Here is a 24,494-nt window from a genome sequence, read left to right as displayed (position 1 = left end):
GTCAGAGGTTCCCATATGCGCATCATGATGATCGGCTCCGGCTATGTGGGCCTGGTATCTGGCGTCTGCTTTGCCGACTTCGGACACGACGTGACCTGCATGGACAAGGACGAGGGCAAAATCGCCGCCCTGAAGGCCGGCGAAATCCCGATCTATGAGCCCGGCCTTGCGGCGCTGGTGCAGGATAATGTGAAGGCCGGGCGCCTCTCCTTCACCACGGATCTGAAGGCCGGCGTGGCGGAGGCGGATGTGGTGTTCATCGCGGTCGGCACCCCCTCCCGCCGCGGGGATGGTCATGCGGACCTTTCCTATGTCCATGCCGCCGCCCGCGAGATTGCCCAAGCCGTGACAGGCTTCACGGTGGTGGTCACCAAATCCACCGTTCCCGTCGGCACCGGTGACGAGGTGGAGCGCATCATCCGCGAAACCAACCCGGATGCCGATATCGCCGTGGTCTCAAACCCAGAATTCCTGCGGGAAGGCGCCGCCATCGAGGACTTCAAGCGTCCGGACCGGATTGTTCTGGGCCTTGATGACGAGCGCGCCCGGGAGGTGATGAGCGAGGTCTATCGCCCGCTTTATCTCAATCAGGCCCCGATTCTGTTCACCAGCCGGCGCACCTCCGAGCTCATCAAATATGCGGCCAACGCCTTTCTGGCCATGAAGATCACCTATATCAACGAGATCGCCGACCTCTGCGAGAAGGTGGGCGCCAATGTGCAGGAGGTGGCGCGCGGCATCGGGCTGGACGGGCGCATCGGCTCCAAGTTCCTGCATGCCGGGCCGGGCTATGGCGGCTCCTGCTTTCCCAAGGATACGCTGGCGCTGGTGAAAACCGCGCAGGACCATGACAGCCCCATGCGCCTGATCGAGGCCACGGTCGCAATCAATGACAATCGCAAGCGGGCGATGGCGCGCAAGGTCATCTCGGCGCTGAACGGGGATGTGCGCGACAAGCGCATCGCCATTCTGGGTCTGACCTTCAAGCCCAATACCGATGACATGCGCGACAGCCCGGCCATTTCCATCATCCAGGCGCTTCAGGACCACGGGGCGCGGATTTCGGCCTATGACCCGGAGGGCATGGAGAATGCCCGCAAGGTCATCGACAATGTGACCTATGCGGAAGGCCCCTATGAGGCTGCCGAAGGGGTGGATGCCGTCGTCATCGTCACCGAGTGGAACCAGTTCCGCGCGCTGGATCTGGGCCGGCTGAAAACCCTTGTACGCCGCCCGGTTCTGGTTGATCTGCGCAATATCTACCGCCGCGACGAGGTCACCCGCCACGGCTTCTCCTATACCAATGTCGGCCAGGGCGCTGCGCCTTCAGAGAGCTGAGGCGCATCATTCCGCACAGATGGCGGGATGATGGAAGGAAGCGGTGGAGGCATGTCCCGCGGGGGCATGCCGGGCCTTGCGCCCAAATCCCTCACTTGCCGTAATAGTCCCGGAACCAGCGCACAAAATGGGCGATGCCGGTGCGCACATCCGTCTGCGGGCGGTAGCCGGTCAGGCGCTGGAGCAGTTCGGCATTGGCCCAGGTGGCCGGAACATCCCCCTTCTGCATCTCCATATAATTGCGGATCGCCTTTTTGCCGAGGCACGCCTCGATCGCATCCACGAAGTCCAGCAGCCGCACCTTGTCCGAATTTCCGATATTCACCACACGGAAGGGCGCAACGGGGGAGAGGCTGTCTCCCGCAACAATCTCCTCTTTCGAGGAGGGACGCACGGGAATGGCATCCATCAGCAGGCGAATGCCGCGCACCAGATCGTCGATATAGGTGAAGTCGCGATACATGTCGCCATTATTGTAGATGTCGATGGGCCGGTCATCGAGAACCGCATCCACGAACTTGTAGAGCGCAAGATCCGGCCGGCCCCACGGTCCATAAACGGTGAAGAAGCGGAACATGGTGACGGGCAGGTTCCACAGATGCGCATAGGAATGGGCCATGTTTTCATTGGCCTTCTTCGTTGCCGCATAGATGGTGAGCTGGGTATCCGCCTTTTCCGTCTCGGTGAACGGCATTTCGTCATTGGCGCCATAGACCGATGAGGTGGAGGCCATGAGCAGATGGCGGACACGCAGCCGGCGCGCCACTTCCATCACATTGAATGTGCCGACAATGTTGGAATCGATATAGGCGCGCGGGTTTTCCAGGCTGTAGCGCACCCCGGCCTGAGCGGCGAGATGGACGATCATGTCCGGTGCGAACCGGTCTGAAACCTCATCCAGCAGCGCATGGTCCTCCAGCAGGCCCTCGGTTGCCGAAAACGCCTCATGCTGAAGCAGCAAAGCGTGGCGCTCCTGTTTCAGACGGACATCATAATAGTCCGTCATCCCATCATAGCCGTGAACCCTGAAGCCTTCCGAGAGCAGAAGCCGGGCCAGATGGAAGCCGATGAAACCGGCGGTGCCTGTAATGAGAACCTTGCGCATCTTTCCCTTGCCATTCCAGCCGGCCCGCGGGACAGCGGGGCAAAATCCCTGCCCTTGCGAAACCGACACCCGAACATGGCCGGACAATAGCGCAATTCTCCGCCGCCCACCTCACCTTATGGCAGCGCCACGCGCACGGCGCCCATGCGCCGGCCGGTTACAGGGACGCGACCATGAGATGCGGGCGCTCCTGCTCCCCGTGCCCGCAGCGCTCAAGCCACTGGCCGATGGCTTCCAGAACCTCCGGCTCATCCAGAAAAGGCGTGTGTCCGCGATCGGGAACATCAACCCGGATCATGTCCGGGCGGCGGGCCAGCATCGCATCCGCCACCGCAAGGCTCAGCACATCGGAATTCACCCCGCGCGCCAGCATCAGCGGCAGGCCGGCGCAGGCCTCGAAAAGCGGCCAGGCATCCCCTGCCGGGGCAGCCATGGCCATTTCATAAGCCGTGCGCAGCTCGGGGTCATAGGGCAAGGTCACGCCATGGCTGGTCTGGACATAGCGGCGGATCGTCTCCTGCTCCCAGCGCAGTTCCGGCACATTCTCGAAGCCTGGCATGGCGGCGGGCATGCGATCGGCGATTTCCTCCAGGGTGGGCACCGCCGGCTCGACACCAATATAGGTGCCGATCCGCATCAGGCCCTCACGCGCCATCACCGGCCCCACATCATTGAGACACAGCCCGATTACACGCTCACGCGCCGTAAAAGCCATCATCATGCCGACAAGACCACCGCGCGATGAGCCGATGATGGCCGCACGCGCCACCCCGAGATGATCCAGAAGGGCGATGGCGTCCCGGGTTTCCTGCATCAGATTGTAGGTTCCGGCCCCGGTCCACTGCGACTCGCCACGCCCGCGGCTGTCCAGCCGGATGAGACGGACATCCGGCAAATGGCGGGCCAGATAATCAAAATCGCGGCTGCAGCGGGTGAAACCGGCCAGTGCCAGAAGCGGCAATCCCTCGCCCGCATCGCAATAGGCAAGACGCGCACCGTCTTCGGCCAGAAAGCTCTTCATCATTGCAGGCAGACACAAAAGGCAGCACGCCGGCTGCACATGCTGCAAGACCTGCCTGATGACTGGTCGGGTTTCAGAAACGGAAGCCTCACCTCACCCACCCCGGCAAGAGTTCTGCATCTCTGCACGATCAATGCCAATGCATGCCGTTCCCAGTTACGGCCTTCCGGCCTTCATGACAAAAGCACACGTCGATAGCATGACAGTACAACCTGCCTGTGTCCGCAGCAATCGAGCCGGGCTCTGCTCTCGCATCCTCGCGCGGGGCCCATGGGCCAACCCAAGGCTGTGTGCGGGCGTGGCCGGTTTGTGTGCACTGCGGCGCGGCATCGCTATAAAAGCGTCATGAAACAGTCTGCCCGTATTCTTCTCGCCCTCCTTGTCGCGGTCATCGTGGGAGGAGGCTATATGGCTTTTGATACATGGCGCGGCGCGCAATGGGTGGTGTCACCCCAGCAGATCTCCGAGGCACAGGCCCGGGGTGAAGCAGGCTATGCCTCCCGGCCCGGCACCGTCACCGTCCGCCCCATCCGCAGCGAAACCGCCGATGCCCTGCCCTTCAAATGGGCTGTCACCGGTCTGGTCTGCGGCTTCATCGCCTATCGCGCGCTTGGCCGGCGCAAATCCGCCTGAGCACGGTTTCACCACGCAAAACGCCCGGATGCATCTCCTGCATTCCGGGCGTTGTCATGTTCTCTCACTGCGCCGGCACATGCCGGGCCAGTCCATTCAACCGGCCAGCTTTTCGCCCATAGGCACGGCGCTGGCCGGTGCATTCGGGTCTCCCGGCCCGGTTTCCCAGGCAAGGCCGGGAATCGCCACGATGCGCCAGCCCCGGGCATCTGAGCGACACACGATCACCTGCCGCTCTTCCATATAGGCGAGCAGACGGCGGGCGCGGCCGGGCGAACGGCTGCCATAGGCCCGCGCCACATCGGCATCCGAAGGGCAAGGCTGGCGATCAAAGGCGGCGCGGGCAAGGGTGAGGAAAACGCCCTGCGCATCCTCCGGCAAGGCGCCGGCCATGGTGAGAACCTCATTCCATGGCGAATCTTCCGCCTCGGCCTCGGCCATATCGATTCCGGCATGGGCGACAGCCAGTCGCCGCCGGAATGCGGCAAGGCTCAGCGCCTCCCCGCTCACCCGGCGGATGCGGCAGCGCACCAGAAAATCCTGATAGAGCACAGCAATGGTGCGGAAACCGGCATCGCTCTCGCGCAGAATCTCACGCAGCGCCTCATCTATCGCCGCCTGTTTCTGCTCGGGAGACAGGCTCGGCAATGGCTCGGGCGCAGAGGGGGGAGCGGGCGGCGTGCTGCGGGCAAGCTGCTCCAGCACATCCGCCGTCGAGGCCACGGCCGGGGCAATGCGGCGCGGGGCCAGCGGGCGCACGGCCTCATCCGCACCGGGGGTGAAGATCAGGTCATGGGCATCTTCCGCCGCGGCCGGCGTGGGCAGGGGCAGAAGCTTGGGGCTGGTGGAGCGGGCGGAGGTTTCCACCGGCCCGATCCGCACCGGCAGCGGACGGCGGGCCATGGCCGGGCCAAGGGCCACGAAATTGCCGCTGTCCAGATCGCGGAACATTTCCGCCTGCCGCCGCTCCATGCCCAGCAGGTCGGCTGCACGGGCCATGTCGATATCAAGAAAGGTGCGGCCCATCAGGAAGTTGGAGGCTTCCGCCGCCACATTCTTGGCAAGCTTGGCCAGACGCTGTGTGGCGATGACCCCGGCAAGGCCGCGCTTGCGCCCGCGGCACATCAGGTTCGTCATCGCCCCCAGCGAGAGCTTGCGTGCTTCATCTGAAACCTCGCCGGCGGCGGCGGGGGCAAAGAGCTGTGCCTCATCCACCACCACCAGCAGCGGATACCAGAAATCGCGATCCGCATCGAAGAGGCCACCCAGAAAGGCGGCAGCGGCGCGCATCTGCTGCTCGCTGTCCAGCCCCTCGAGATTCAGCACCACGGACACGCGATGCTGCCGCACGCGGGCGGCAATGCGCTGGAGATCCGCCTCCCCGCGCTGGGCATCCACCACCACATGGCCGTAACGCTCGGACAGGGTGACGAAATCCCCCTCCGGATCGATAACCGCCTGCTGCACCCAGGGCGCGCTCTGCTCCAGCAGGCGGCGCAGCAGGTGGGATTTGCCGGAGCCGGAATTGCCCTGCACCAGAAGGCGGGTGGCCAGCAGTTCCTCAAGGTCCAGCACGGCCGTGCCCCCGCCGGTGCGGGTTCCGAGGTCAATGGAGACCTTGGCGGGCGTCGTCATGGCGACACCCACCCTGCAAAGAAGCGGCGATCAGTCATGGCCGGGACTCATATCGATTCTTGCCGGCGGTTCAACTCCACCCGGGTATGGGAGGCGCAATTCTCCCGTGCTGTGGCAGATATAAGCCGCCTGTTCGCATCCACTTCTGGGTGCGCAGAAAGAATGACTCGACTAAAAGTTGTGAAAACGACACCCTTCCACCAGACGGGAGGGCGCCATGCGGGGCGGAAACGCAAGGACACTGGGCTGGCTTCTGCTATTGGCCATCGTTGCGGGATGGATGATGAGTGGAGGGGAAGAGGCGCTGCCGGAGAGCGGTGCACGCCAGCCTGCATCTCCCGTTTCTTCACAGGCTGTCACCCTGCCCGCCAGCCTCCTGTATCCGGCCGCGATGGAAGAAACGGTTCCCGACACGGAGGAGAGCCTCTCCCACATCCGCGCGGACTGGGCCGAGGCCGCGCAGCCCGCCGCGACACCAGAGCCGCGCATCCTTCATGTCCGTGTCCGCGCGAACATCCGGGCCCGGCCCTCCACTACCGCACCGATTATCGCCCGCGCAGCCCCGGGGACGGAACTGCGCGCCCACCGGCGTTCCGGCAACTGGTGGCTGGTGCAAATGGACCGGAGCGAGGGATGGGTGCGCGAGGATCTCCTGTCTTCCACCCCTGTCCCGGCGGCAATCGGCACCGCCGCTCCGCTGATGGCGACAAGAAGCACACCAGTGGCCGCACGGACGGACAGGCCGCACATTTCGCGGCAGGAAACGCAGGGGCGGCAGGGCACGCAGGGAAAGAGCGGACCGGTCCGCGCCGCCTATAAGGGGCGCTGCGAATGTCCTTATGACATCATGCGCAATGGCCATCGCTGCGGCGGGCGCAGCGCCTATAGCCGCCCCGGCGGGCACAAGCCGAAATGCTATTACTGAACCGCCCCGGCTCACCTCCCTCGCCTGCTCGCCTGTTTCCTCCCGCTTCCGCCACTGTGCTTCTGGCGCAACAGTATATCTGAGTTTCAACAGCTTTGCCTCCGGATGCGGCCGGGTTGGTTGCCTCGCCTCGACTCCCCTCGTAGATGATACTTTATATCATCTGGAGGACAGATCGTGATTCAGCGTCCAGCACTCACGCGGCGGCTCTTTCTGCTCGCGCGGGCCTCATCTCTTGCTCTTGCGGTGGGAACACCCCTGGTTTCGACGGGCGCCCATGCCCAGAGCGCAGAGGGGCAGACACATGCGAATGGAGCGGATGAGAATTTCGATCTGCCCACCATCACCGTGCAGGCCGCCAGCCCCGTTTCCTCATCCAACGCACCCGCGGCTTTTTTTGATCAGGGCAGTTTCTCCTTCATTTCCGGCGCATTCGTGCCCGTGACGCTGATCGGCGAGAAGCAGATCGATCTCAGCCCCGCCGCCACTCTGGCGGATGTGCTTTTCACCCAGCCGGGCATGACCTCCACCACCTTCGCGCCGGGAGCAAGTCGCCCGGTCATTCGCGGGCTCGACAGTTTCCGGGTGCGGATGCAGGAGGATGGCATCGATTCCATGGATGTCTCGACGCTGGGCGAAGACCATGCCGTGCCGATTGATCCGCTCTCCACCCAGCGCATCGAGGTCATTCGCGGCCCGGCCACCCTGCGCTATGGCTCGCAGGCCATTGGCGGCGTGGTGAATGCCGAGAACAACCGCATTCCCACCGAACTCACCACAGACGGCTATCGCATCGACATGAAGGGCGCCGCGGCCTCGGTGGATGCCGGGGTGGATGGCGCCATCACTATCGATGCCCGCAAGGGGAACTTCTCGTTCCACGCGGATGCGTTCGGGCGCACGGCATCGGATTACGCCATTCCCGGCGGCGGGGTTCAGCCCAATTCCTATCTCCGCTCGAACGGACAGGCGCTGGGCCTGACCTATCATTTCGATACGGGCTATATCGGCACGGCTTTCATCCGCTATGCCTCACGCTATGGCATTCCCGGCGTGGAAGAGGCCGAGCTGAAAACCAATATCGACATGGAGCAGCTCAAATGGCTCACAAAGGGTGAGTTCAACCTGAGTGAGGGCCCCATCCAGACCATCCGTTTCTGGACCGGCGCTTCCAGCTATCGCCACAAGGAGCGCGGCCTGCCACACGCGCATGATCATGAACACGACCATGATCATGACGATGACCACGGGCACGATCATGACCACGATCATGACCATGGGCATGATCACGGTGACGACCACGCACATGACCACGATCACGATCACGATCACGATCACGACCATGATCACGATCACGACCATGGCCATGACGACGACCACCATGACCACGCCCATCTCCTTCCGGGCGTGGAATATGTGCATGGCACGTTCAAGGGCCGGGCGCTGGAAGGCCGGCTGGAGCTTCAGCATGTGCCGGTCACAACCGGCCTTGGCCTGCTGAACGGCGCTCTCGGCTTTCAGGTGAACTATGAAAAGCTGAATACAGAGGGTGAGGCGGAGGATTTTCTCGCGCCCTATCACACCACCCGCGCCGCCGCCTATCTGTTTGAGGAGCTGAATCTGACAGACAGCCTCCGCATGCAGGCCGCCGCCCGTATCGAAACCGTGCACATCAAGGGCGCGCGCGCCAATATTCCCGGCAATTACCTGCCCCCGCCGGAAGATCTGCTGACCTTCCCGGCCTCGCGCTCCTTCGTGCCGATGAGCGCTTCTCTCGGCCTGTTGCAGGACCTGCCCTTCGGCATCACCGGCCGCCTCACCGCGCAATATGTGGAACGCGCACCGGCAGCGCTGGAATTGTATTCCAAGGGCTCGCACCACGCGACCGGCACGTTCGATATCGGCAATCCCAATCTCGAGAAGGAGGGCGCGAAGAGCATCGAGCTGGGCTTTGCCCGCGTGCAGGGGCCATGGCGCTTTGATGTCAGCGGCTATTACACCTGGTTTGACGGCTTCATCTACAAGCAGCTCACGGGCATCTCCTGCAACGAATCCTTCGCAAGCTGCGGCGTGGCGCAAGGCGAGTTCGATCAGGTGATCTATGACCAGCGCAATGCCACCTTCTATGGCGTGGAAATCAAGACCCAGCTCGATGTTGGCCGCCTTGCCAATGGCATATGGGGCATTGAGGGCCAGTATGATTTCGTTCACGCCACCTTCTCGGATGGCTCCTATGTGCCGCGCCTGCCCCCGCACCGCCTTGGTGGCGGCCTGTACTGGGGCAATGATGCCTTTGCCGCCCGCATCAATTATCTGCACGCCTTCGCGCAGAATGATGTGGCCGCCCATGAGACCGACACGCCCGGCTACAATCTGCTGAATGCGGAAATCAGTCATACCCGTCAGCTGGGCACCTATGGGGCCAACCCTGTCATGCTCACCGTGGGCCTGACAGGCACCAACCTGCTGGATGAGGACATCTACAACTCCGCATCCTTCAAGAATGAAGTCGCGCTGCCGGGACGCAGTGTCCGCGGCTTCGCCAATATCCGCTTCTGAGGCATGCGGCTGGCCCGGGCAGACAGCCCGGGCCAGTTTGTGCAAATCCATCATGAGCGGTACAGATGCCCGAACAGCAGCATCAGGCAGGGCGCGATGGAGCAGAACAAGCTGATCGAAACCGATGACTTGCAGGCTTTCGAGGCCGTGGCAGCCAAGCGGAATTTCAGTCAGGCCGCCGCATATCTCGGCATAGCGCAATCCACGGTGAGCCAGCGCATTTCACGGCTGGAGAAACGCGCCGGCCGCCCGCTGCTCCAGCGCACCACCCGCAGCGTGGAACTGACCCCGGATGGCCAGTCCATGCTCATCTATGCGCGCTCCATCCTCTCCATTGCCGAGGATGCGCGCCGCCGCCTGCACACGCCGCCCATCGACGGTGTGCTGAAGGTGGGCATAGAGGACGAGTTCGCCACCACCAACCTGCCCCGCCTCCTCGGCATCTTCCGCTCCCAGCATCCCCGTTTCGAGATGCAGTTCCTGACCGGGCGCAACGAATTCATCCATGATTCCCTGCATTCGGGCGAGGCGGACATCATTCTTGGCAAGAGCCATGGCGGGCTTCCCGCCGGCGAGGTGGTCTGGCGCGAGGAGATGGTCTGGGTCGGTGCCCCGCCCATTCTCGGGGAACGGATCGAGGATCCGGTGCCGCTCATCACCTATCTCGGCCCCAGCATCACGCGCGACATGGTGGAAAAGAACCTTCAGGATGCCCGCCGCACATGGATGACGGTGGCCAAGGGCAGCAATCTGCTCGGCCTTCTCTCCGCCGCGGAGGCCGGTGTCGGCGTGATGGTGATCGGGCGCAATTTCATCACCCCCGGCCTGAGTGAAATGCCGGAAAGCGCCGGGCTGCCAAAGCTGGATACGATGGATTATGTGATCCACCAGCGCCCCGGCTCGTCCTCACCGGTCACGGACTCCTTTGCCGAGGTCCTGCGCTGTTTTGTCAGGCAGTTCGCGCAGGAGGCCAGCCCGGCCTGAGCGCGCCCGAAGCCCGGGCGGACTGAGGCGGCGCGCCATGCGTCATTGCTTTGGCTCCCCGCTGTCATCATCCTCCACATCATCGGCGCAGGCGGGGATCTTCTTCATGAGCGCATCCACCTGCCGCTTTGAGGTGCAGACATTCTCGCAGGGAATGCCGTCATCATCCCTGTCCGCCGCGGCATAGCCTTCACACCACATCTCCACCGCTTCCGCACATGTTCTGGCCGCCTTGCAGCTTTGGGCAAGAGCGGTTCCCGGCACAGACACCACCGCCAGAATGATGGCGGTGCGGATGATCTTTTCACAATGCATGCCAAGCCTCCCTCGGGAGGAGTTGCGCATATGCAACCATTGCGGGCAATTGAACCTTGGCAGGGGCTGGAGAAGCGGCCAGGCAGGGCCTGCCGCCAGGAAGGTACGCGCAAGATCCCCGGCAGGCGCTGCCACTCACCTCCTGCCCTATCCTCACCCTGCCCCACCGCTCACCGGTCCCGGCCTTTTCCAGATGGAACCGGGGACAGAACGCGAGGGGCTGCCCGCCTCTTGCCCGCCGGGGATGATGTGGGGCCTGTGCCCCGATAATGCTGCGCAAGAGGAATAAAGGCTGTGTTATAATAAACTTGGCCATGAGTGCTTTGCCATCTCATTGCCTTATGGGGCATTTAGGTTGAGTATAAGGGTACCTGAAATACAATCTGCAGGATTCCTTGTCTTGCAGTGATCGAGCGTAAGATTTTGTATATGTGGTTTGATGATCTGCGCGCCCTCATCCCTGGCCCTCCCGGTGCTGACAGGCATTTGAGCGAGGAAGCCTTCAGGCCGTTCGGTCTTTCCCGCCTGCGGGATGGAGAGGGATTTGTCGAGATCCATGAGGCCATTGCCGCCACCCTGCCCTTCGGGGTGCTGCGCACATTCAGGCGGGCGGAGAATATCCGGGGCCATCGGGTGCCCCGCAAGGCGCTTGTCGTGGCTCCCCTTTCCGGTGCCTATCCCTTCCTGATGCGGGATCTGGTGGTGGCGCTTCTGGGGGTTGCCGATGAGGTGGGAATCACCGACTGGCCGAATGCCCGCCATGTGCCCCAGAAGGCCGGCCCCTTCACCTTTGCCGACAATTGCATTGAAACCGCACAGATGATCCGCGCCATGGCCGGGTGCTTTTCAACCCCGCCCTGCTCCGGCCCGCTGCATGTGGTGGGCATCTGTCAGGGAGCCGTGCCCTCTCTTGCCGCCGCGGCCCTGCTGGCGGAACAGGGCCTCTCCGTCGCCAGCCTGAGCCTGATCGGCGGGCCGATTGACCCTTCCCGCAACCCCACCCGGCTGTGGCGCATGCTGCAAAGGCGGGCCATGGCGGGAGTGGAGGAAAAGGTGCTGGAGACCGTGCCCGCCGCCTTTGCGGGGGCTGGGCGCCGGGTTTTTCCCGGCTGGCGGCAGACCGACACCTTCGCCCTGTACCTGATGCGGCAGGGCATGAGCGGCGGGGCCCTGCCCCTTCAGCTCGCCTTTGATGATGGCGATGACCCCTGGCGTTTCCCCCTCGCCCGCCTGTGCTGGACGCTGATGGATGTTCCCGCGGAGTTCTTCTCCAGCAATGTGGCAACCATCTTCCGTGCCAATGCGCTGGCGCAGGGGCTGCTGGAGATTGACGGGCACCGGGTGCGGCCGCAACTGCTGCGCCGCACGGTACTGCTGACCGTGGAGGGGGAGGATGATGACATCGCCCCGCCAGCCCAGACAGAGGCCGCCCACCATCTGTGCCCGAATATTCCCCGCCGCCTGCATCGCCATGTGCAGGTGCCGCGCGCCGGGCATTTCTCCCTGTTCTATGGGCGCCTGATGCGGCAGTTCGTGCTGCCGCCCATTGCCTCCACCATGGCGCTGGGGGATGCCGAGCACGCGGTCTGAATCTTCAGGCCACCCCTCGCTGCACCCTTCCCGGCACTCAGGCGGTCCTCACAGGCCCGCCCGCCCCCTTGCGGCTATCCATGCATGGCCAGCCGCTCTTCCGCCTCCCGCGCGCTGTTGGCCCGCTTGGTGAGGATGGAGGCGATCAGCACCACCACGGTCACCACACTGATGAGAATGGTGCTCACCGCATTGATTTCCGGTGTCACCCCAAGGCGCACCTGCGAATAGATGCGCATGGGCAGCGTGGTCGCTCCCGGCCCGGTGGTAAAGCTGGCAATCACCAGATCATCCATGGAAAGGGTGAAGGCCAGCATGAAGCCCGCCAGCACCCCCGGCAGGATGAGCGGCAGGGTGATGAGGAAAAAGGTTTTCAAGGGCGGGCAGCCCAGATCCTGCGCCGCCTCTTCCAGCGCCGTGTCAAATGTCACGAGGCGCGATTGCACCACCACCGCCACGAAGCACATGCCAAAGGTGATGTGCGCCAGAAGCACCGTATAGAAGCCGCGATCGAAATTGATCGCCACGAACAGCAGCAGCAGCGACAGGCCGGTGATGACTTCCGGCATCACCAGTGGCGCATAGATCATGCCGGAGAACAGCAGCCGCCCGCGAAAGCGCCCATAGCGCACCAGCGCCAGGGCCGCCATCGTGCCCAGCACCGTGGCCACCAGCGCGGCGAAGAAGGCCACGCGCAGGGAAACCCATGCCGCATCCAGCAACTGCTCGTTCTGCATCAGGGCGGAATACCAGCGCGTGGAGAAGCCGCCCCACACTGTCACCAGCCGCGAGTCGTTGAACGAATAGATCACCAGCAGCAGGATGGGGATATACAGAAAGGCAAAGCCCAGCACGATGGACGTGACATTGAACCAGGAGAGGCCGCGCTTCATTTCCCGGCCTCCAGCTGGCGTTGCTGCATGTTCTGATAGATCACGATGGGGATGACCAGCACCAGCAGAAGCAACACGGCCACCGCCGAGGAAACGGTCCATGAGCGGTTCACGGTGAATTCCGTCCACAGCACCTTGCCGATCATCACCGTATCGGAACCGCCGAGCAGATCGGGAATGACGAACTCACCCACCGCCGGAATGAAGCAGAGCAGCGCGCCTGCCGCCACGCCTGGCAGGGAGAGCGGGAAAGTGATGGTCCAGAAGGCTTTCCATGGCGGGCAGCCCAGATCCTCCGCCGCTTCCAGCAGGGTGTGGTCCAGCTTTTCCAGCGCGCCATAAAGCGGCAGCACCATGAAGGGCAGATAGGAATAGACGATGCCGATATAGACCGCGATATCCGTGTTCAGGATTTCCAGCGGCTCGTCGATCAGCCCCATGCTGCGCAGGGCATGGTTCAGGAACCCCTCGCGCGAGAGGATGCCGATCCACGCATAAACGCGGATGAGGAAGGAGGTCCAGAATGGCAGGATCACCAGCATCACCAGCGTGGGCTGGATGGAGCGCGGCGCGCGCGCCATGGCATAGGCAATGGGGTAGCCCACCAGCAGCAACAGCACGGTGGAGATGAAGGCAATCACCAGGCTGGAGGCATAGGCCTCCATGAATTCATTCCGGTAATCCAGCACATAGGCGTAATTCTCGAACGAGAGTTCGGAAAGAAACACCGTGAAACCCGCCCATCCTTCGGAAAGATCCAGCAATGGCTCGTAGGGCGGCATGGCCAGCACGTCCTGCGAGAGGGAGATCTTGAACACGATGAGGAAAGGGATGAGAAACAGCGCGAGAAGCCATGCATAGGGCAGCGCTATCACCAGATAGCGGCCCGCTCCCTTTTCGCCAGAAAGGGCCATGAGCCTGCCCTCAACGGGTGAGGACGACGCCGGCATGGGGTGCAAATGTCACCCACACCTTGTCATCCCAGCTGATGGGCCGCTCCACGACACGCGACATGTTCGGCTGCGAAACCTTGATGCGCGTGCCGCCGGGCAGCTCCACATGATAGATGGAGAGATCTCCCAGATAACCGATATCCCAGATGGTGCCCTCAAAGCAGTTTTCATCGCTGTGGGCCGGTTCTTCCAGAAAGATGCGCATCTTCTCCGGGCGAATGGCAATGCAGGCGGCATCGCCGGGGCTGGCCTCCACACCCGGAGACACCAGCAGGGGGCGCGTGGTGAGCGGCGAGGAGAATCGGGTCTGCTCCTCGCTGCTGCGCAGGATCTTCCCCTCGAAGATGTTCACATCGCCGATAAAGTCCGCCACATAACGGCTGGCGGGCTGCTCATAGATCTCGGAGGGCGGCGCCACCTGAATCAGCTCGCCATGGTTCATCACGGCAATACGGTCCGCCACCGTCATGGCCTCTTCCTGATCGTGCGTCACGATGAGAAAGGTCATGCCGAGGTCCATCTGCAGGTCCATCAGCTCGAACTGGGTTTCCTCGCGCAGCTTCTTGTCCAGCGCGCCCAGCGGCTCATCCAGCAGCAGCACCTTGGGGCGCTTGGCGAGCGAGCGGGCCAGCGCCACACGCTGGCGTTGCCCGCCGGAGAGCTGATGCGGCTTGCGCTTGGCGAACTGCTCCAGCTTCACCAGCTTGAGCATTTCCTGAACCCGGGCCTCGATCTCGCCCTTGGGCATCTTGTCCTGCTTCAGGCCGAAGGCGATGTTTTCTGTCACATTCATGTGCGGGAAAAGCGCATAGGACTGGAACATCATGTTCACAGGGCGCCGATAGGGCGGCACGCCCACCAGATCCTCATCCCCCAGCAGCACGCGCCCGCTTGTCGGCTCCTCGAAGCCGGCCAGCATGCGCATCAATGTGGTCTTGCCACAGCCGGAAGGACCGAGAAGGGCGAAGAACTCCCGCTCATAGATATCGAGAGTGACATTGTTGAGAGCGGTAAAATCACCAAACCGCTTCACCACATTCTCGAATCGAATAAGCGGTTTCTTCTCCGGGTCGGCCCATGGCATGAAGGTGCGCCGCACGGCACCGATGATTGTCTTGTGACCCTTCTCCCCAGCCATGCCGGTCCCCGCGCATCCATGATTACATAAAGGGTTACAGGCGGATCACGAAAGCCTCAAGACAGTTGCCTGTGCAAAATTAAGGCGATGCGGGGCGAGGATACCAACAGATTTCAACAGATAGATGCACTGATTTCACTCACCACCCTTGCACCCCCCAAAACTCTGTGGCAGATGAAGCCACCTAACGACGACCTGCCTCGTTGCTGACGGCCCCGGCCCCACGGCGATGAACAGAACCGACGTTTTGCTGCGGTAGCTCAGTGGTAGAGCACTCCCTTGGTAAGGGAGAGGTCGAGAGTTCAATCCTCTCTCGCAGCACCAGCTTATTGCCTTGATCGGCAAGACTTCTTTGAGATACAAGGACTTCGAGCAGCTCAACTGGTACACAGAGCTGATCCACAATGGTCCTGCGCATGTCTCGTCCTGTTCGGCTTTCGCACACCTCATATCTCAGCTTCCGCAAACGCATCCCCGCCGATCTGCGAAACCAGGCGCGTGGGCAAGTGGTGCGGATCACCTTTCCGGCGCATGGTGCGGACCCGGAGCACACAGCTACTGCGACGCTGGGCGCTACAGAAGTGAAGTTCTCCCTTCGCACACGGGACCCTGACACGGCCAAGGCCCGCACCGGGATCGCCGAAGGACACCTACAGCGCCTCTTTCAGAAACTGCGGGCAGGGCCGGTTACGCTTACCCATAAGCAGGCGGTGGCACTGGCAGGTGCATGGTATCGGGAGTTCATCGCCCGGCATGTCGCTGAACAATCCTTCTCGCGACCTGATGATCGACCCCGATCGCTATTTCATTCTTCGGAAAGGCCAACCGCAAGATTACAAGCAATCCTGCCCATGGCATCCGTTCAAGCGGCAAGGCACCGCCTCGTATGCGCGACCCCGCGTTCACCCCTGAGGAAGCCGCCACCATCCTGCAAGCCGCCACCAGAGCGCATGACAAGCCGGGCAGGCACTCATCTGAAACCTTGGCTGCTAGACGGTGGGTACCGTGGCTTTGTGCCTATTCTGGTGCCCGTGTAGTCGAAATCACACAGCTTCGGGGGCAGGACTTCGAGCAGGTGAATGGGATATGGGTTGTCCGTATCACACCCGAGGCAGGCAGCGTGAAAGCCGACAAGTCACGTATCGTCCCTGTTCATTCTGACCTGATCCGGCAAGGGCTTCTTGAGTTCGTGAAAAGCCGGGGATATGGGCCGCTCTTCTACAAGGAAGATACAGGCCGCCCGAAAAACCCGGCCAAGGATCACCCTGCGAAAGCCCCGGCAAAGAGATTGTGCAAATGGGTGCGCGATATTGGCGTGAAAGACCCCAAGGTACAGCCTAACCATGGCTGGCGGCACCTGTTCATATCTCTATGCCGGGAGCATGACCTTTCGGAAGAAGCTCGATACTTCATCATTGGGCATACGATGCGGGACATAGGGCAGAGATGCGGCGCGTGGCGCTATCGCGGGAACTGGGGAAGTTGCCCGCGTTCAAAGTGGACGCGCCAGCACAAGCCTTGCCAACAGATGGAACCGCCATCTAAAATTGTTGGAGAAGACCATCCTGTAAGTTGTCCGGGGGAAGCCTTCTCTATAGGCATAGAAAAATCAGGGTCGCGGAGGTTACTCTCTGCGGCCCTTTCTGTTTGAGCATACGCCTCGCAGGTTTACGTCCCACTTAGTGATAGACCGAAGCATCTCACCTCTCCCCAAACCATGAAGCACCTAATCTCATGTCAGCTTTCATCTCGCTTGAAACCAACCGTCTAGCGACCAACACCAACCGACAGGCAGGAGGCTGACATGGTAGGCAGCGTGAACAAGGTCATTCTGGTCGGCAATCTCGGCCGCGACCCGGAGATCAAGACATTCCAGAATGGTGGGCGGCTCTGCAACCTCTCGGTCGCCACCAGCGAAAGCTGGAAGGACAAGAGCACTGATGAATGGCGCGACCGCACTGAATGGCACCGGGTGGTGATCACCAATGACCGGCTGATCGACACGGCACAGCGCCTGCGCAAGGGCATGAAGGTCTATGTGGAAGGCCAGATCGAGACCCGCAAATATCAGGATCGCAGCGGGCGTGATGCCTACACCACCGAGATCGTTCTGCGCCCCTTTCGCGGCGAACTGAAACCCCTCGAAAGTACCTCCGACCGCCCACCCGCTGGCACGCCGGAGGATTATGACCACCAGTCCACCGGGCGCGAGCCGGGAATGGACGATGACGAAATTCCCTTCTGAGGGGGCAAGGATGGACACCAGCAACAGTGCGCCCGAACCGAGATGCATGACTCAAGAGGAGGCGGCGGCATACTGCAGGCTAACCCCCGCAGGATTTATGGCGTGGCAGCGGCAAGGACTTGTCCCCGGACCCATTCCCGGCACACGGAGATGGGACCGTAAGGCGCTTGACGCAGCATTAGATAGGCATAGCGGGTTAAAGGCGGCCACAGAGGCGGCGCCTGAAGACCCGTTCTATAAGTGGAAGAGAGTGCAAGGCTATGCGGGTTAGATCGCACCTCAAAGGCGTCGCGTCGGCCAGTTTCAAGACGGCAGACGGTACGCGCAAAGTGCACTATTATGCATGGCGCGGCGGCCCGGCCATCAAAGATGGAGACGAGTTTCTGCAACCGGGAGATCCCCGATTTGTGGAGGCTTACAACCGTCTCACAAAGATCCGCGCTTCGACAACGCAGCCCATATTCCAAACGCTGATTGATCTTTACTTGGATTCCGAAGAATTTCAGCGTCTGGCGCCCCGCACACAAGCGGACTATCGCCGTATCATATTTGACCGTGAGAATAACATTGCCAAAAAATTTGGGTCTATGCCTCTCTCAGCATTCAGCTTGAAGTACCGACACGAAACACGCGGTATATTCAAGGTTTGGCGTGATGCGCTTGCGAAGTCATCGCGGCGACAAGCCGACTATGCTTGGGTCGTTCTTGCACGCATCATATCTGTGGCGCTTGATCGCGGAAAGGTTGACAGCAATCCCTGCGAACGTGGCGGACGGATATATAGGGCAGATCGTTCCGGCAATGTCTGGACTACAGATGATGAGGCGCGTTTCACAGCCGCAGCGCCTACGCATTTGATCCTGCCGTTTATGATGGCCCTATGGACCGGGCAGCGACAGGGCGACCTATTGGCCCTCACATGGTCTGCCTATGATGGGCAACACATCCGGCTCCGGCAGGGCAAAACAGGGGTGCGAGTCATCATACCCGTTGGCGCACCACTCAAATCGCTCATGGATTCAACCCCTCGCAAAAGCACCTCGATACTTACGACTGCCGCCGGCCGGCCATGGACACCTGACGGCTTCCGCGTTTCGTGGCGCAAGGCATGCGCCAAGGCCGGTATCACCGACCTAACATTCCATGATTTGCGCGGCACAGCAGTAACGCGGCTTGCACTTGCAGGCTGCACCGTACCAGAGATCGCGACCTTATCTGGGCATAGCCTGAAGGATGTAGAGGCAATTCTCGACGCCCATTATCTGAGTCGAGACCAGAGCATGGCCGCCTCGGCAATTCTCAAACTTGAGACAGCAGATAACATCAAAAAGCACAAACCGGGCACAAATTCTGCAAAGTGAATTGCAAAGCGGCCAGTTTGGCTCTCTGCTTAACCTCAAAAATGCTCAGAGAAATCAGATGGCTGGGGGACCTGGATTCGAACCAGGATTAACGGAGTCAGAGTCCGCGGTTCTACCGTTGAACTATCCCCCAGCAACACACAGCGCCAAGAGGCGGTGCGCGATGTTTCGAAGCACGTTCGAAACAGGTGTGTTCCTATAGCCAACACATTTGCGCATGTCCAGAACCACCTGAAAATATCCACAGGCTATGCGCATTCGAAGTGTGCAGGGGTGCCATGCAGAAACAGCTATTTTGCAAGGCAATAAAGTCTCTTATGTTCACCCTCGAAATTCGGGGCGGTTGGAACATGTTTCCTGCTGCCGCGTTTCAGGTTGATCGTCCAGCCCGGTTTTGCGGCCTTGTCCGTACATTCAGGCTGGAGCACCGGTCTTCATTTTGATTTCCTCCCGAGACTTCCCTCCCGCCACCCGCAAGGTCTGGCGGGATTTTCTTTTTCGGGCCTTCTCCAGGCCCTCAGCCGGCAGGCAGAAGCACCTGCGCGCGCAAGGCACGCATATGGCTTCGCCCGATACGGCGCACGAGATGGCGATGCGCCCGCATGCCGGGCGGGTGCCCGCCCAGACGGTCATAGAATCTGCGGGAAATGACAAGACCCTGCCCCGGGCCGGATATGCCCAGAACGGCTAGCCGGGCTGCGGCCATGGCCTCATTCATGCGGGGGCCGAAGCCGTAGCCATCCACCGCCAGACGGAATGTGGCAGCCATGCTCTCCGCATGCCCGCGCCGCTCCACCGTCTCGATGAAGGAGGCCACCTCCCGGGTCCAGCCCTCGGCCAGAAGGGAGCGGGAGGACAGGAACATGAGCCATTGCCCCCGCGCATGCGCGGCGCCCTGTCTCAGCCGCACACCTTCATCGCTGGCGCTGTTGAGAAAGACACATCCGGCTGCATCGGCGATGGTGGCCGTATCATCGGTGGAGCCGCTGTCCGCGAGCACCACATCCTTGAGCAGGCCGCTGGTCACGGCCGGCACCAGTGCGGCCAGCACCGGCACGAGGTGTCGCTCAGCATTCTGGGTCGGTATAATGGCTGAAAGCAAGGGGCGGGCACTCACAACTGTCGTGAACAGCTATAATGTGCTTGCCTTCCAGCGTCGATGCTGCATTGCACTCACAGCGCTCAAAATGTCATCACTCCGGTGTGATCAAGGGGCCGAAACCGGCCCTTCCCGCCCTTTCCCGAGTTCTCATCTGCGATGGCCTGTTCATGAAATCCTCTGAAGCCACCATTCTCATTGCCCCGGGCTGGAATGATTCTGGGCCGGACCACTGGCAATCCCGCTGGCAGGAAAAGCTCTCCACAGCCCGGCGGGTGGAACAGAAAGATTTTTCCAGACCCGATCTCGCGGACTGGACAGACCAGCTTGTAAAGGCGGTGGAGGCCGCGCCAAGGCCGGTTGTTCTTGTTGCCCATTCCCTTGGCACCACCACATTGCTGCATGCCGCGCCGCGCCTGCGCATCGGCAAGGGTGCAGGCCAGCTTGCCGGGGCCTTTCTGGTGGCTCCGCCCGATCTGGATTGCGCGACGACAGATCCGGCGCTTTCCGCCTTTGCCCCTGTTCCCATGCAGAAACTGCCCTGCCCCGCCGTGGTGGTGGCCAGCCGAACCGACCCTTTCTGTTCCTATGAGCGGGCGCAGGCCTTTGCCGCCGCATGGGGCGCTGCCCTGGTGGATGCGGGCGATGCCGGCCATATCAATCCGCCGGCGGGCTTCGGCCCCTGGCCGGAAGGCACCATGCGGTTCATGGGCTTCATCCGCTCGCTCTAGGCCCGCGCGCGGCCCGGCAGAATCCGCCGGGTTGCGCCCCCCGCATGCCGGAAGACACAAGGCCTGCCTTTACAAAGGCGGGATGGCGTGCCTATCAGAACAGCTTGAGCCTTCAGAGCCCGTATGTGCGGGCGGAGCAACACATGTCAGCGGAACACGGTCCCATGAAGCTCGTCGCGGGAAATTCCAATCGCGCACTCGCAGAAGCCATTGCCGCCTATCTCGAAATTCCCATGACCAAGGCTGTGGTGCGCCGCTTCGCCGACATGGAGATCTTTGTCGAGATTCAGGAGAATGTGCGCGGGCAGGATACATTCATCCTCCAGTCCACCTCATTCCCCACCAATGACCATCTCATGGAGCTGCTCATCATCACCGATGCGCTGCGCCGTGCCTCCGCCAAGCGGATTACCGCTGTCATCCCCTATTTCGGCTATGCAAGGCAGGACCGCAAACCCGGCCCGCGCACGCCCATCTCCGCCAAGCTGGTGGCCAATCTCATCACCCATGCGGGCGCGGACCGCGTGATGACGCTGGACCTGCATGCCGGGCAGATCCAGGGTTTCTTCGATATTCCCACCGATAACCTCTATGCCGCCCCGGTGATGGTGCGCGACATCAAGGAACGGTTCGAGCTGTCCAACCTGATGGTGGTGTCGCCGGATGTGGGCGGCGTGGTGCGCGCCCGTGCCCTTGCCAAGCGCATTGATGCCCAGCTTGCCATTGTCGACAAGCGCCGCGAGCGCCCCGGCGAAAGCGAAGTGATGAATGTCATCGGCGATGTGGAAGGCCGCCGCTGCATTCTGGTGGACGACATCATCGATTCCGGCGGCACGCTGGTGAATGCGGCGGAAGCGCTGCTGGCCCGTGGCGCGAGCGAGGTGCACGCCTATATCACCCATGGCGTGCTCTCCGGTGGCGCAGTGGCGCGCATCACCTCTTCCAAGCTGAAGGAACTGGTGATCACCGATTCCATCATGCCGACAGAGGCCGTGCGTGTGGCGCGCAATATTCGCGTGCTCTCCATCGGCAGCCTTATCGGCGAGGCCATCGCCCGCACCGCGCATGAAGAATCGGTGTCGAGCCTGTTCGACTGATTCTCTCCATTTTGCGGAAATGACGGGTCCGGTTTTCCGGGCCCGTTTTTTATGGTGCTGCGGAAGGGCGGCTTCTTTCCCGCTCAGCCTTCCGCGCACAGGGGCTGGGCCTGCGCCTGAAGCACATTGCAGGCATCCTGCGACGAGAGCAGCAGGATCAGCCCGCGCTTGCCCCCATTGATCGCCACCTCGTCAAAGTGCGTCACGATGCTGTCAAACACCACCGGCACGGCGCGGCGCTGGCCGAAGGGGCTGATGCCGCCGGTGTGGTATCCTGTCAGCCTCTCCGCCTTGTCCGGCGGCATCATGGTCGCGCTCTTGCCGCCAAAGGCCGCGGCCACGCGCTTCATCGACAAGGTGCGATCCCCCGGCACCACCACGCAGGCCGGGCGCTGGTCCACTTCCACCATCAGTGTCTTGAACAGCTGCCCGGGTGGTACACCAATGGCCTCCGCGGCCTGAAGCGCCACGCGCTCCTGCCCGGGGGCATACTCATATTCCATCACCCGAAAGGGAACCTTCGCGCGCCGCAGAAACTGCGTAGCCGGGGTGCCGGTGCTCATGGCGTCCTCATCCTGTTTGCCGGTCTGGCTTGTCCGCCCCTTCCCGACAGTACCGGATGTGAACCCAGGATCAACTCATGTCCGCATGTCCGCCCTGCCGGCCGCTCTCCTGCGGGTCTGGCGGGTCCGGTGTCATGGGGGAATCGGTCTCCACCTCTCCCTTGCGCTGGAGCCACACCATCACCAGCCAGCACAGCGAGGCCCAGCAGGCCCCCAGCATCCAGCCACCGAGCACATCCGTGGGCCAGTGTACGCCCAGATAGATGCGGCTGATGCCGATCAGCATGGTGAGCAGGGCCGCCATGGTGAGCAGGAACACCTTCACCCGCACCTGATGCTGGGTGCGCGCCAGCAAGGCGCCAAGGGTGAGATACACCACCGCTGCCAGCATGCTGTGGCCGGAAGGAAAGCTCTGCGTATAAACAATGGAGCCATGCGGCACGAGGTCCGGTCGCGGGCGGTCGAACCCCCATTTCATGATCTGCGAGAGCACCGTTCCCCCTGCAACGGAAGCGGCCACCAGAACAGCCGCATGACGCTTGCCGATGAACATGAGGAAGACCAGCACCATTGCCGTCAGCAAAGTGAGCACCCCGGTGCCGCCCAGCGCCGTGAAATCGCGCATCATTTCCTCGAACCAGGGCGGGCCGAGCGGATCGGCCAGATCCGAGGGATTGCGCAGGGAGAGAAGAATCCGGCGGTCCATATCGCCATGCCCATTGCTCATCACCGCATCGGCAATGGCAATGAAGACATAGAGCGCGAACGCACCGCAGGCGAGAATGGCCAAAGTCGTCCGTTCCATCCGGCTTGCAGAGGCCAGGAGCGGACCCAGATAGGGCAAGGCTTCAAGTCGACGCCAGCCACGGACGATCAGTGATGACATGTCCAAGGCTTGACCCAGCCGGCCCGAGACGTCAACACCTCCTTGTGCCGCATGCAGTCCAGCCGCACAGGTGGCTTTCGGGGCCCTTGCTCCCGTGCGCGACACACAGGCTGGCAGAGGGAAATGCAGGTTTTTCCATCTGCCATTTGCCAGAGCCGTCCTGCATGGATAATTTACGCGCCCTTAAGGGCAGGTCTCCGCACAGGGCGGGGCCATCGCCATTTCAAGTTCCATCCAAGCCACGGGCCGTCGATGACCGATATTTTCCACGAGATTGAGGAAGACCTGCGCCGCGAGCGGCTGCGCGGGTTGTGGGACCGCTTCGGCGCCCTCATCATCGCCCTGGTCATTCTCATCATCGTCGCGGCCGGAGGCTGGAGCGGTTACAGCTACTGGCAGAGCCAGCGGGCCGAAGAGGCCGGCGCCGCCTTCATGCAGGCCTCCTCCCTGATGGAAGAGGGCAAATATGCCGAGGCCGAGGCCGCCTTCAACACGCTGGCTGCCGAAGCGCCGCAGGGCTACCGCGCCATGGCGCTTCTGCGGGCGGCCAGCGCCGCCGCCGCGCGGGACCCGGCCGACGGTGTTGCCGCCTTCGATGCCCTCGCCCGTGATACCCGCCTTGATCCGCTGGTGCGGGACATGGCGGCCCTGCGCGCCGCCCTGCTGCTGGTCGATACAGCCAGCCTTGCCGATATTCGCAGCCGTGTGGATGGCCTCATCAACACTCCATCCGCCCCGGTGCGCAATTCCGCCCGGGAGATTCTGGCCCTCGCCCAGTTGCGCGCCGGCGAGCCGGCCGAAGCCAACAAGACGGCCACGGCCATTACCGAGGACCCCGAATCCACACCCGGCCTGCGGTCCCGTGCCGAGCTGATTCGGCGCATCACGGCATCCGCCGCGGCAGAACCGGCCGCACAGCCGGCGGCAGCGCCGGCGCCTTCTCCTGAAGCTGCTGCGCCTGAAGCCGCCGCGCCCGAAACCTCATCTCCTCAAGCCTCCCCCTCCGATGCTGCGCCCCCGGCCGCACCCGGCTCCGGCGCGGCGGCCCAGTAAGGATGCTCCCGATGTCGCACCGTGGCACTCTCACATGGCTCCCCCGCCTTGGGCTGGCACTTGGCCTTGCCCTGAGCATTTCCGCCTGCAGCTCGACCGATGGATTCAACTTCTTCGGCGAGCGGGAGAAGAAGCTGTCCGGCGAACGCCGGCCCGTATTCCCCAATGGCGTGCCCGGGGTGGACTATTCCGCACCCCGCGCCCAGCCCACCAACACCAATGCCTCGCTGGACAACCTGCCCCCGCCCACGGCGAGCGGCATCTGAACCGGCCGGCAGTCCATCGCGTTTCCTGCACCGCGATGGCGTACAAGATGCTACAAGACCGGATGCACCGAATCCTCCCATGGCGCGGTGCATTCGCCATTTCC

At 62.3% G+C, this 24,494-nt stretch carries 23 protein-coding genes, 2 tRNA genes and 1 pseudogene; 15 read left to right on the top strand and 11 right to left on the bottom strand.

Annotated features, from left to right (window positions below; translation table 11 throughout):
- Positions 1–15: 15 nt before the first annotated feature.
- Positions 16–1,338 (top strand): UDP-glucose dehydrogenase family protein, encoded by a 1,323-nt coding sequence (locus ACT6QG_RS06135; protein ID WP_444976686.1) that lies wholly within the window; start codon positions 16–18, stop codon positions 1,336–1,338.
- Positions 1,339–1,429: 91 nt separating this feature from the next.
- Here the strand turns inward: ACT6QG_RS06135 and ACT6QG_RS06130 are convergent, their stop codons facing one another.
- On the bottom strand, positions 1,430–2,443 hold the full coding sequence (locus tag ACT6QG_RS06130; RefSeq protein ID WP_444976685.1) for an NAD-dependent epimerase/dehydratase family protein: 1,014 nt from the start codon (positions 2,441–2,443) through the stop codon (positions 1,430–1,432).
- Between the two features lie 157 nt (positions 2,444–2,600).
- Positions 2,601–3,467, bottom strand: a complete 867-nt coding sequence (locus ACT6QG_RS06125) for an alpha/beta fold hydrolase (RefSeq protein WP_444976684.1) — start codon at positions 3,465–3,467, stop codon at positions 2,601–2,603.
- A gap of 342 nt (positions 3,468–3,809) precedes the next feature.
- On the opposite strand from ACT6QG_RS06125, the gene ACT6QG_RS06120 reads away from it, so the two are divergent.
- Positions 3,810–4,097 carry a hypothetical protein gene (locus tag ACT6QG_RS06120; RefSeq protein ID WP_444976683.1) on the top strand — a complete coding sequence of 96 codons (288 nt, stop codon included), beginning with the start codon at positions 3,810–3,812 and terminating at the stop codon, positions 4,095–4,097.
- 96 nt (positions 4,098–4,193) lie between these two features.
- On the opposite strand, the gene ACT6QG_RS06115 is transcribed toward ACT6QG_RS06120, so the two are convergent.
- Positions 4,194–5,732, bottom strand: a complete 1,539-nt coding sequence (locus ACT6QG_RS06115; RefSeq protein WP_444976682.1) for an ATP-binding protein — start codon at positions 5,730–5,732, stop codon at positions 4,194–4,196.
- 217 nt (positions 5,733–5,949) lie between these two features.
- Between ACT6QG_RS06115 and ACT6QG_RS06110 the strand changes: the two genes are divergently transcribed.
- The 3 genes from ACT6QG_RS06110 (at position 5,950) to ACT6QG_RS06100 (ending at position 10,200) form a co-directional block, all read left to right on the top strand.
- Positions 5,950–6,657 carry an SH3 domain-containing protein gene (locus ACT6QG_RS06110; RefSeq protein WP_444976681.1) on the top strand — a complete coding sequence of 236 codons (708 nt, stop codon included), beginning with the start codon at positions 5,950–5,952 and terminating at the stop codon, positions 6,655–6,657.
- A 177-nt stretch (positions 6,658–6,834) separates the two neighbouring features.
- Positions 6,835–9,216: a TonB-dependent receptor gene (locus tag ACT6QG_RS06105; RefSeq protein ID WP_444976680.1), complete on the top strand. Its 2,382-nt coding sequence runs from the start codon at positions 6,835–6,837 to the stop codon at positions 9,214–9,216.
- A gap of 96 nt (positions 9,217–9,312) precedes the next feature.
- Positions 9,313–10,200, top strand: a complete 888-nt coding sequence (locus ACT6QG_RS06100) for a LysR family transcriptional regulator (RefSeq protein ID WP_444976679.1) — start codon at positions 9,313–9,315, stop codon at positions 10,198–10,200.
- Positions 10,201–10,242: 42 nt separating this feature from the next.
- Here the strand turns inward: ACT6QG_RS06100 and ACT6QG_RS06095 are convergent, their stop codons facing one another.
- A complete protein-coding gene (locus ACT6QG_RS06095; RefSeq protein WP_444976678.1) occupies positions 10,243–10,515 on the bottom strand; it encodes an excalibur calcium-binding domain-containing protein in 273 nt (90 codons plus the stop codon).
- A gap of 429 nt (positions 10,516–10,944) precedes the next feature.
- Between ACT6QG_RS06095 and ACT6QG_RS06090 the strand changes: the two genes are divergently transcribed.
- Positions 10,945–12,105 (top strand): hypothetical protein, encoded by a 1,161-nt coding sequence (locus tag ACT6QG_RS06090; protein WP_444976677.1) that lies wholly within the window; start codon positions 10,945–10,947, stop codon positions 12,103–12,105.
- Positions 12,106–12,179: 74 nt separating this feature from the next.
- Here ACT6QG_RS06090 and ACT6QG_RS06085 read toward each other — a convergent pair whose 3' ends face one another.
- From ACT6QG_RS06085 to ACT6QG_RS06075, 3 genes are read right to left on the bottom strand one after another with little or no spacing between them, the layout of a single operon-like run.
- Positions 12,180–12,998: an ABC transporter permease gene (locus tag ACT6QG_RS06085; protein WP_444976676.1), complete on the bottom strand. Its 819-nt coding sequence runs from the start codon at positions 12,996–12,998 to the stop codon at positions 12,180–12,182.
- Entirely contained in the window at positions 12,995–13,912 is a 918-nt protein-coding gene (locus ACT6QG_RS06080; protein ID WP_444976675.1) for an ABC transporter permease, read from the bottom strand. Before ACT6QG_RS06080 ends, ACT6QG_RS06085 begins: the two co-directional genes overlap by 4 nt.
- 10 nt (positions 13,913–13,922) lie before the next feature.
- Positions 13,923–15,089, bottom strand: a complete 1,167-nt coding sequence (locus tag ACT6QG_RS06075) for an ABC transporter ATP-binding protein (protein ID WP_444976674.1) — start codon at positions 15,087–15,089, stop codon at positions 13,923–13,925.
- Between the two features lie 249 nt (positions 15,090–15,338).
- Here ACT6QG_RS06075 and ACT6QG_RS06070 point away from each other — a divergent pair.
- The 5 genes and pseudogenes from ACT6QG_RS06070 to ACT6QG_RS06050 all read left to right on the top strand — a co-directional run bounded on the left by ACT6QG_RS06070 (position 15,339) and on the right by ACT6QG_RS06050 (position 18,695).
- Positions 15,339–15,413: transfer RNA gene (locus ACT6QG_RS06070), tRNA-Thr, on the top strand.
- 80 nt (positions 15,414–15,493) lie between these two features.
- Positions 15,494–15,754: pseudogene (locus ACT6QG_RS06065) on the top strand (hypothetical protein); the annotation flags it as partial.
- A 221-nt stretch (positions 15,755–15,975) separates the two neighbouring features.
- A complete protein-coding gene (locus ACT6QG_RS06060) occupies positions 15,976–16,740 on the top strand; it encodes a site-specific integrase (protein WP_444976907.1) in 765 nt (254 codons plus the stop codon).
- 153 nt (positions 16,741–16,893) lie between these two features.
- Positions 16,894–17,334 (top strand): single-stranded DNA-binding protein, encoded by a 441-nt coding sequence (gene ssb / locus ACT6QG_RS06055; RefSeq protein ID WP_444976673.1) that lies wholly within the window; start codon positions 16,894–16,896, stop codon positions 17,332–17,334.
- Positions 17,335–17,594: 260 nt separating this feature from the next.
- Positions 17,595–18,695: a tyrosine-type recombinase/integrase gene (locus ACT6QG_RS06050; RefSeq protein ID WP_444976672.1), complete on the top strand. Its 1,101-nt coding sequence runs from the start codon at positions 17,595–17,597 to the stop codon at positions 18,693–18,695.
- Between the two features lie 59 nt (positions 18,696–18,754).
- Here ACT6QG_RS06050 and ACT6QG_RS06045 read toward each other — a convergent pair.
- Together ACT6QG_RS06045 and ACT6QG_RS06040 are read right to left on the bottom strand one after the other, a co-directional pair.
- A tRNA-Gln gene (locus tag ACT6QG_RS06045) sits at positions 18,755–18,828 on the bottom strand.
- A gap of 384 nt (positions 18,829–19,212) precedes the next feature.
- A complete protein-coding gene (locus tag ACT6QG_RS06040) occupies positions 19,213–19,797 on the bottom strand; it encodes a glycosyltransferase (protein WP_444976671.1) in 585 nt (194 codons plus the stop codon).
- Between the two features lie 167 nt (positions 19,798–19,964).
- Between ACT6QG_RS06040 and ACT6QG_RS06035 the strand changes: the two genes are divergently transcribed.
- A complete protein-coding gene (locus ACT6QG_RS06035) occupies positions 19,965–20,525 on the top strand; it encodes an RBBP9/YdeN family alpha/beta hydrolase (protein WP_444976670.1) in 561 nt (186 codons plus the stop codon).
- A 143-nt stretch (positions 20,526–20,668) separates the two neighbouring features.
- Positions 20,669–21,622: a ribose-phosphate pyrophosphokinase gene (locus ACT6QG_RS06030; RefSeq protein ID WP_444976669.1), complete on the top strand. Its 954-nt coding sequence runs from the start codon at positions 20,669–20,671 to the stop codon at positions 21,620–21,622.
- 83 nt (positions 21,623–21,705) lie between these two features.
- Here ACT6QG_RS06030 and ybaK read toward each other — a convergent pair whose 3' ends face one another.
- Both ybaK and ACT6QG_RS06020 read right to left on the bottom strand, forming a co-directional pair.
- The gene (ybaK, locus tag ACT6QG_RS06025) at positions 21,706–22,185 is read right to left on the bottom strand and encodes a Cys-tRNA(Pro) deacylase (protein WP_444976668.1); all 480 of its coding nucleotides are present in this window, start codon (positions 22,183–22,185) and stop codon (positions 21,706–21,708) included.
- Positions 22,186–22,255: 70 nt separating this feature from the next.
- Positions 22,256–23,071: a phosphatase PAP2 family protein gene (locus ACT6QG_RS06020; RefSeq protein WP_444976667.1), complete on the bottom strand. Its 816-nt coding sequence runs from the start codon at positions 23,069–23,071 to the stop codon at positions 22,256–22,258.
- 252 nt (positions 23,072–23,323) lie between these two features.
- Between ACT6QG_RS06020 and ACT6QG_RS06015 the strand changes: the two genes are divergently transcribed.
- Entirely contained in the window at positions 23,324–24,124 is an 801-nt protein-coding gene (locus tag ACT6QG_RS06015) for a tetratricopeptide repeat protein (protein ID WP_444976666.1), read from the top strand.
- 11 nt (positions 24,125–24,135) lie between these two features.
- Positions 24,136–24,390, top strand: coding sequence for a hypothetical protein (locus ACT6QG_RS06010; RefSeq protein ID WP_444976665.1), 255 nt, complete (start codon positions 24,136–24,138; stop codon positions 24,388–24,390).
- Positions 24,391–24,494 lie beyond the last annotated feature (104 nt).

This window comes from Haloleucobacter ellipsoideus (assembly GCF_052491725.1).
The sequence above is the reverse complement of the archived record's forward strand: the minus strand, read 5'-3'. Positions and strand labels throughout refer to the sequence as shown.

Bases quoted from the DNA above. Each gene is read 5' to 3' on its own strand.
- ACT6QG_RS06100 (WP_444976679.1), top strand. From the start codon at position 9,313: ATGGAGCAGAACAAGCTGATCGAAACCGATGACTTGCAGGCTTTCGAG.
- ACT6QG_RS06095 (WP_444976678.1), bottom strand. From the start codon at position 10,515: ATGCATTGTGAAAAGATCATCCGCACCGCCATCATTCTGGCGGTGGTG.
- ACT6QG_RS06015 (WP_444976666.1), top strand. From the start codon at position 23,324: ATGACCGATATTTTCCACGAGATTGAGGAAGACCTGCGCCGCGAGCGG.
- ACT6QG_RS06080 (WP_444976675.1), bottom strand. From the start codon at position 13,912: ATGGCCCTTTCTGGCGAAAAGGGAGCGGGCCGCTATCTGGTGATAGCG.
- ACT6QG_RS06010 (WP_444976665.1), top strand. From the start codon at position 24,136: ATGTCGCACCGTGGCACTCTCACATGGCTCCCCCGCCTTGGGCTGGCA.
- ACT6QG_RS06035 (WP_444976670.1), top strand. From the start codon at position 19,965: ATGAAATCCTCTGAAGCCACCATTCTCATTGCCCCGGGCTGGAATGAT.
- ACT6QG_RS06050 (WP_444976672.1), top strand. From the start codon at position 17,595: ATGCGGGTTAGATCGCACCTCAAAGGCGTCGCGTCGGCCAGTTTCAAG.
- ACT6QG_RS06135 (WP_444976686.1), top strand. From the start codon at position 16: ATGCGCATCATGATGATCGGCTCCGGCTATGTGGGCCTGGTATCTGGC.
- ACT6QG_RS06020 (WP_444976667.1), bottom strand. From the start codon at position 23,071: ATGTCATCACTGATCGTCCGTGGCTGGCGTCGACTTGAAGCCTTGCCC.
- ACT6QG_RS06060 (WP_444976907.1), top strand. From the start codon at position 15,976: ATGCGCGACCCCGCGTTCACCCCTGAGGAAGCCGCCACCATCCTGCAA.
- ACT6QG_RS06115 (WP_444976682.1), bottom strand. From the start codon at position 5,732: ATGACGACGCCCGCCAAGGTCTCCATTGACCTCGGAACCCGCACCGGC.
- ACT6QG_RS06110 (WP_444976681.1), top strand. From the start codon at position 5,950: ATGCGGGGCGGAAACGCAAGGACACTGGGCTGGCTTCTGCTATTGGCC.
- ACT6QG_RS06130 (WP_444976685.1), bottom strand. From the start codon at position 2,443: ATGCGCAAGGTTCTCATTACAGGCACCGCCGGTTTCATCGGCTTCCAT.
- ACT6QG_RS06090 (WP_444976677.1), top strand. From the start codon at position 10,945: ATGTGGTTTGATGATCTGCGCGCCCTCATCCCTGGCCCTCCCGGTGCT.
- ybaK (WP_444976668.1), bottom strand. From the start codon at position 22,185: ATGAGCACCGGCACCCCGGCTACGCAGTTTCTGCGGCGCGCGAAGGTT.
- ssb (WP_444976673.1), top strand. From the start codon at position 16,894: ATGGTAGGCAGCGTGAACAAGGTCATTCTGGTCGGCAATCTCGGCCGC.
- ACT6QG_RS06125 (WP_444976684.1), bottom strand. From the start codon at position 3,467: ATGATGAAGAGCTTTCTGGCCGAAGACGGTGCGCGTCTTGCCTATTGC.
- ACT6QG_RS06030 (WP_444976669.1), top strand. From the start codon at position 20,669: ATGTCAGCGGAACACGGTCCCATGAAGCTCGTCGCGGGAAATTCCAAT.
- ACT6QG_RS06120 (WP_444976683.1), top strand. From the start codon at position 3,810: ATGAAACAGTCTGCCCGTATTCTTCTCGCCCTCCTTGTCGCGGTCATC.
- ACT6QG_RS06085 (WP_444976676.1), bottom strand. From the start codon at position 12,998: ATGAAGCGCGGCCTCTCCTGGTTCAATGTCACGTCCATCGTGCTGGGC.
- ACT6QG_RS06075 (WP_444976674.1), bottom strand. From the start codon at position 15,089: ATGGCTGGGGAGAAGGGTCACAAGACAATCATCGGTGCCGTGCGGCGC.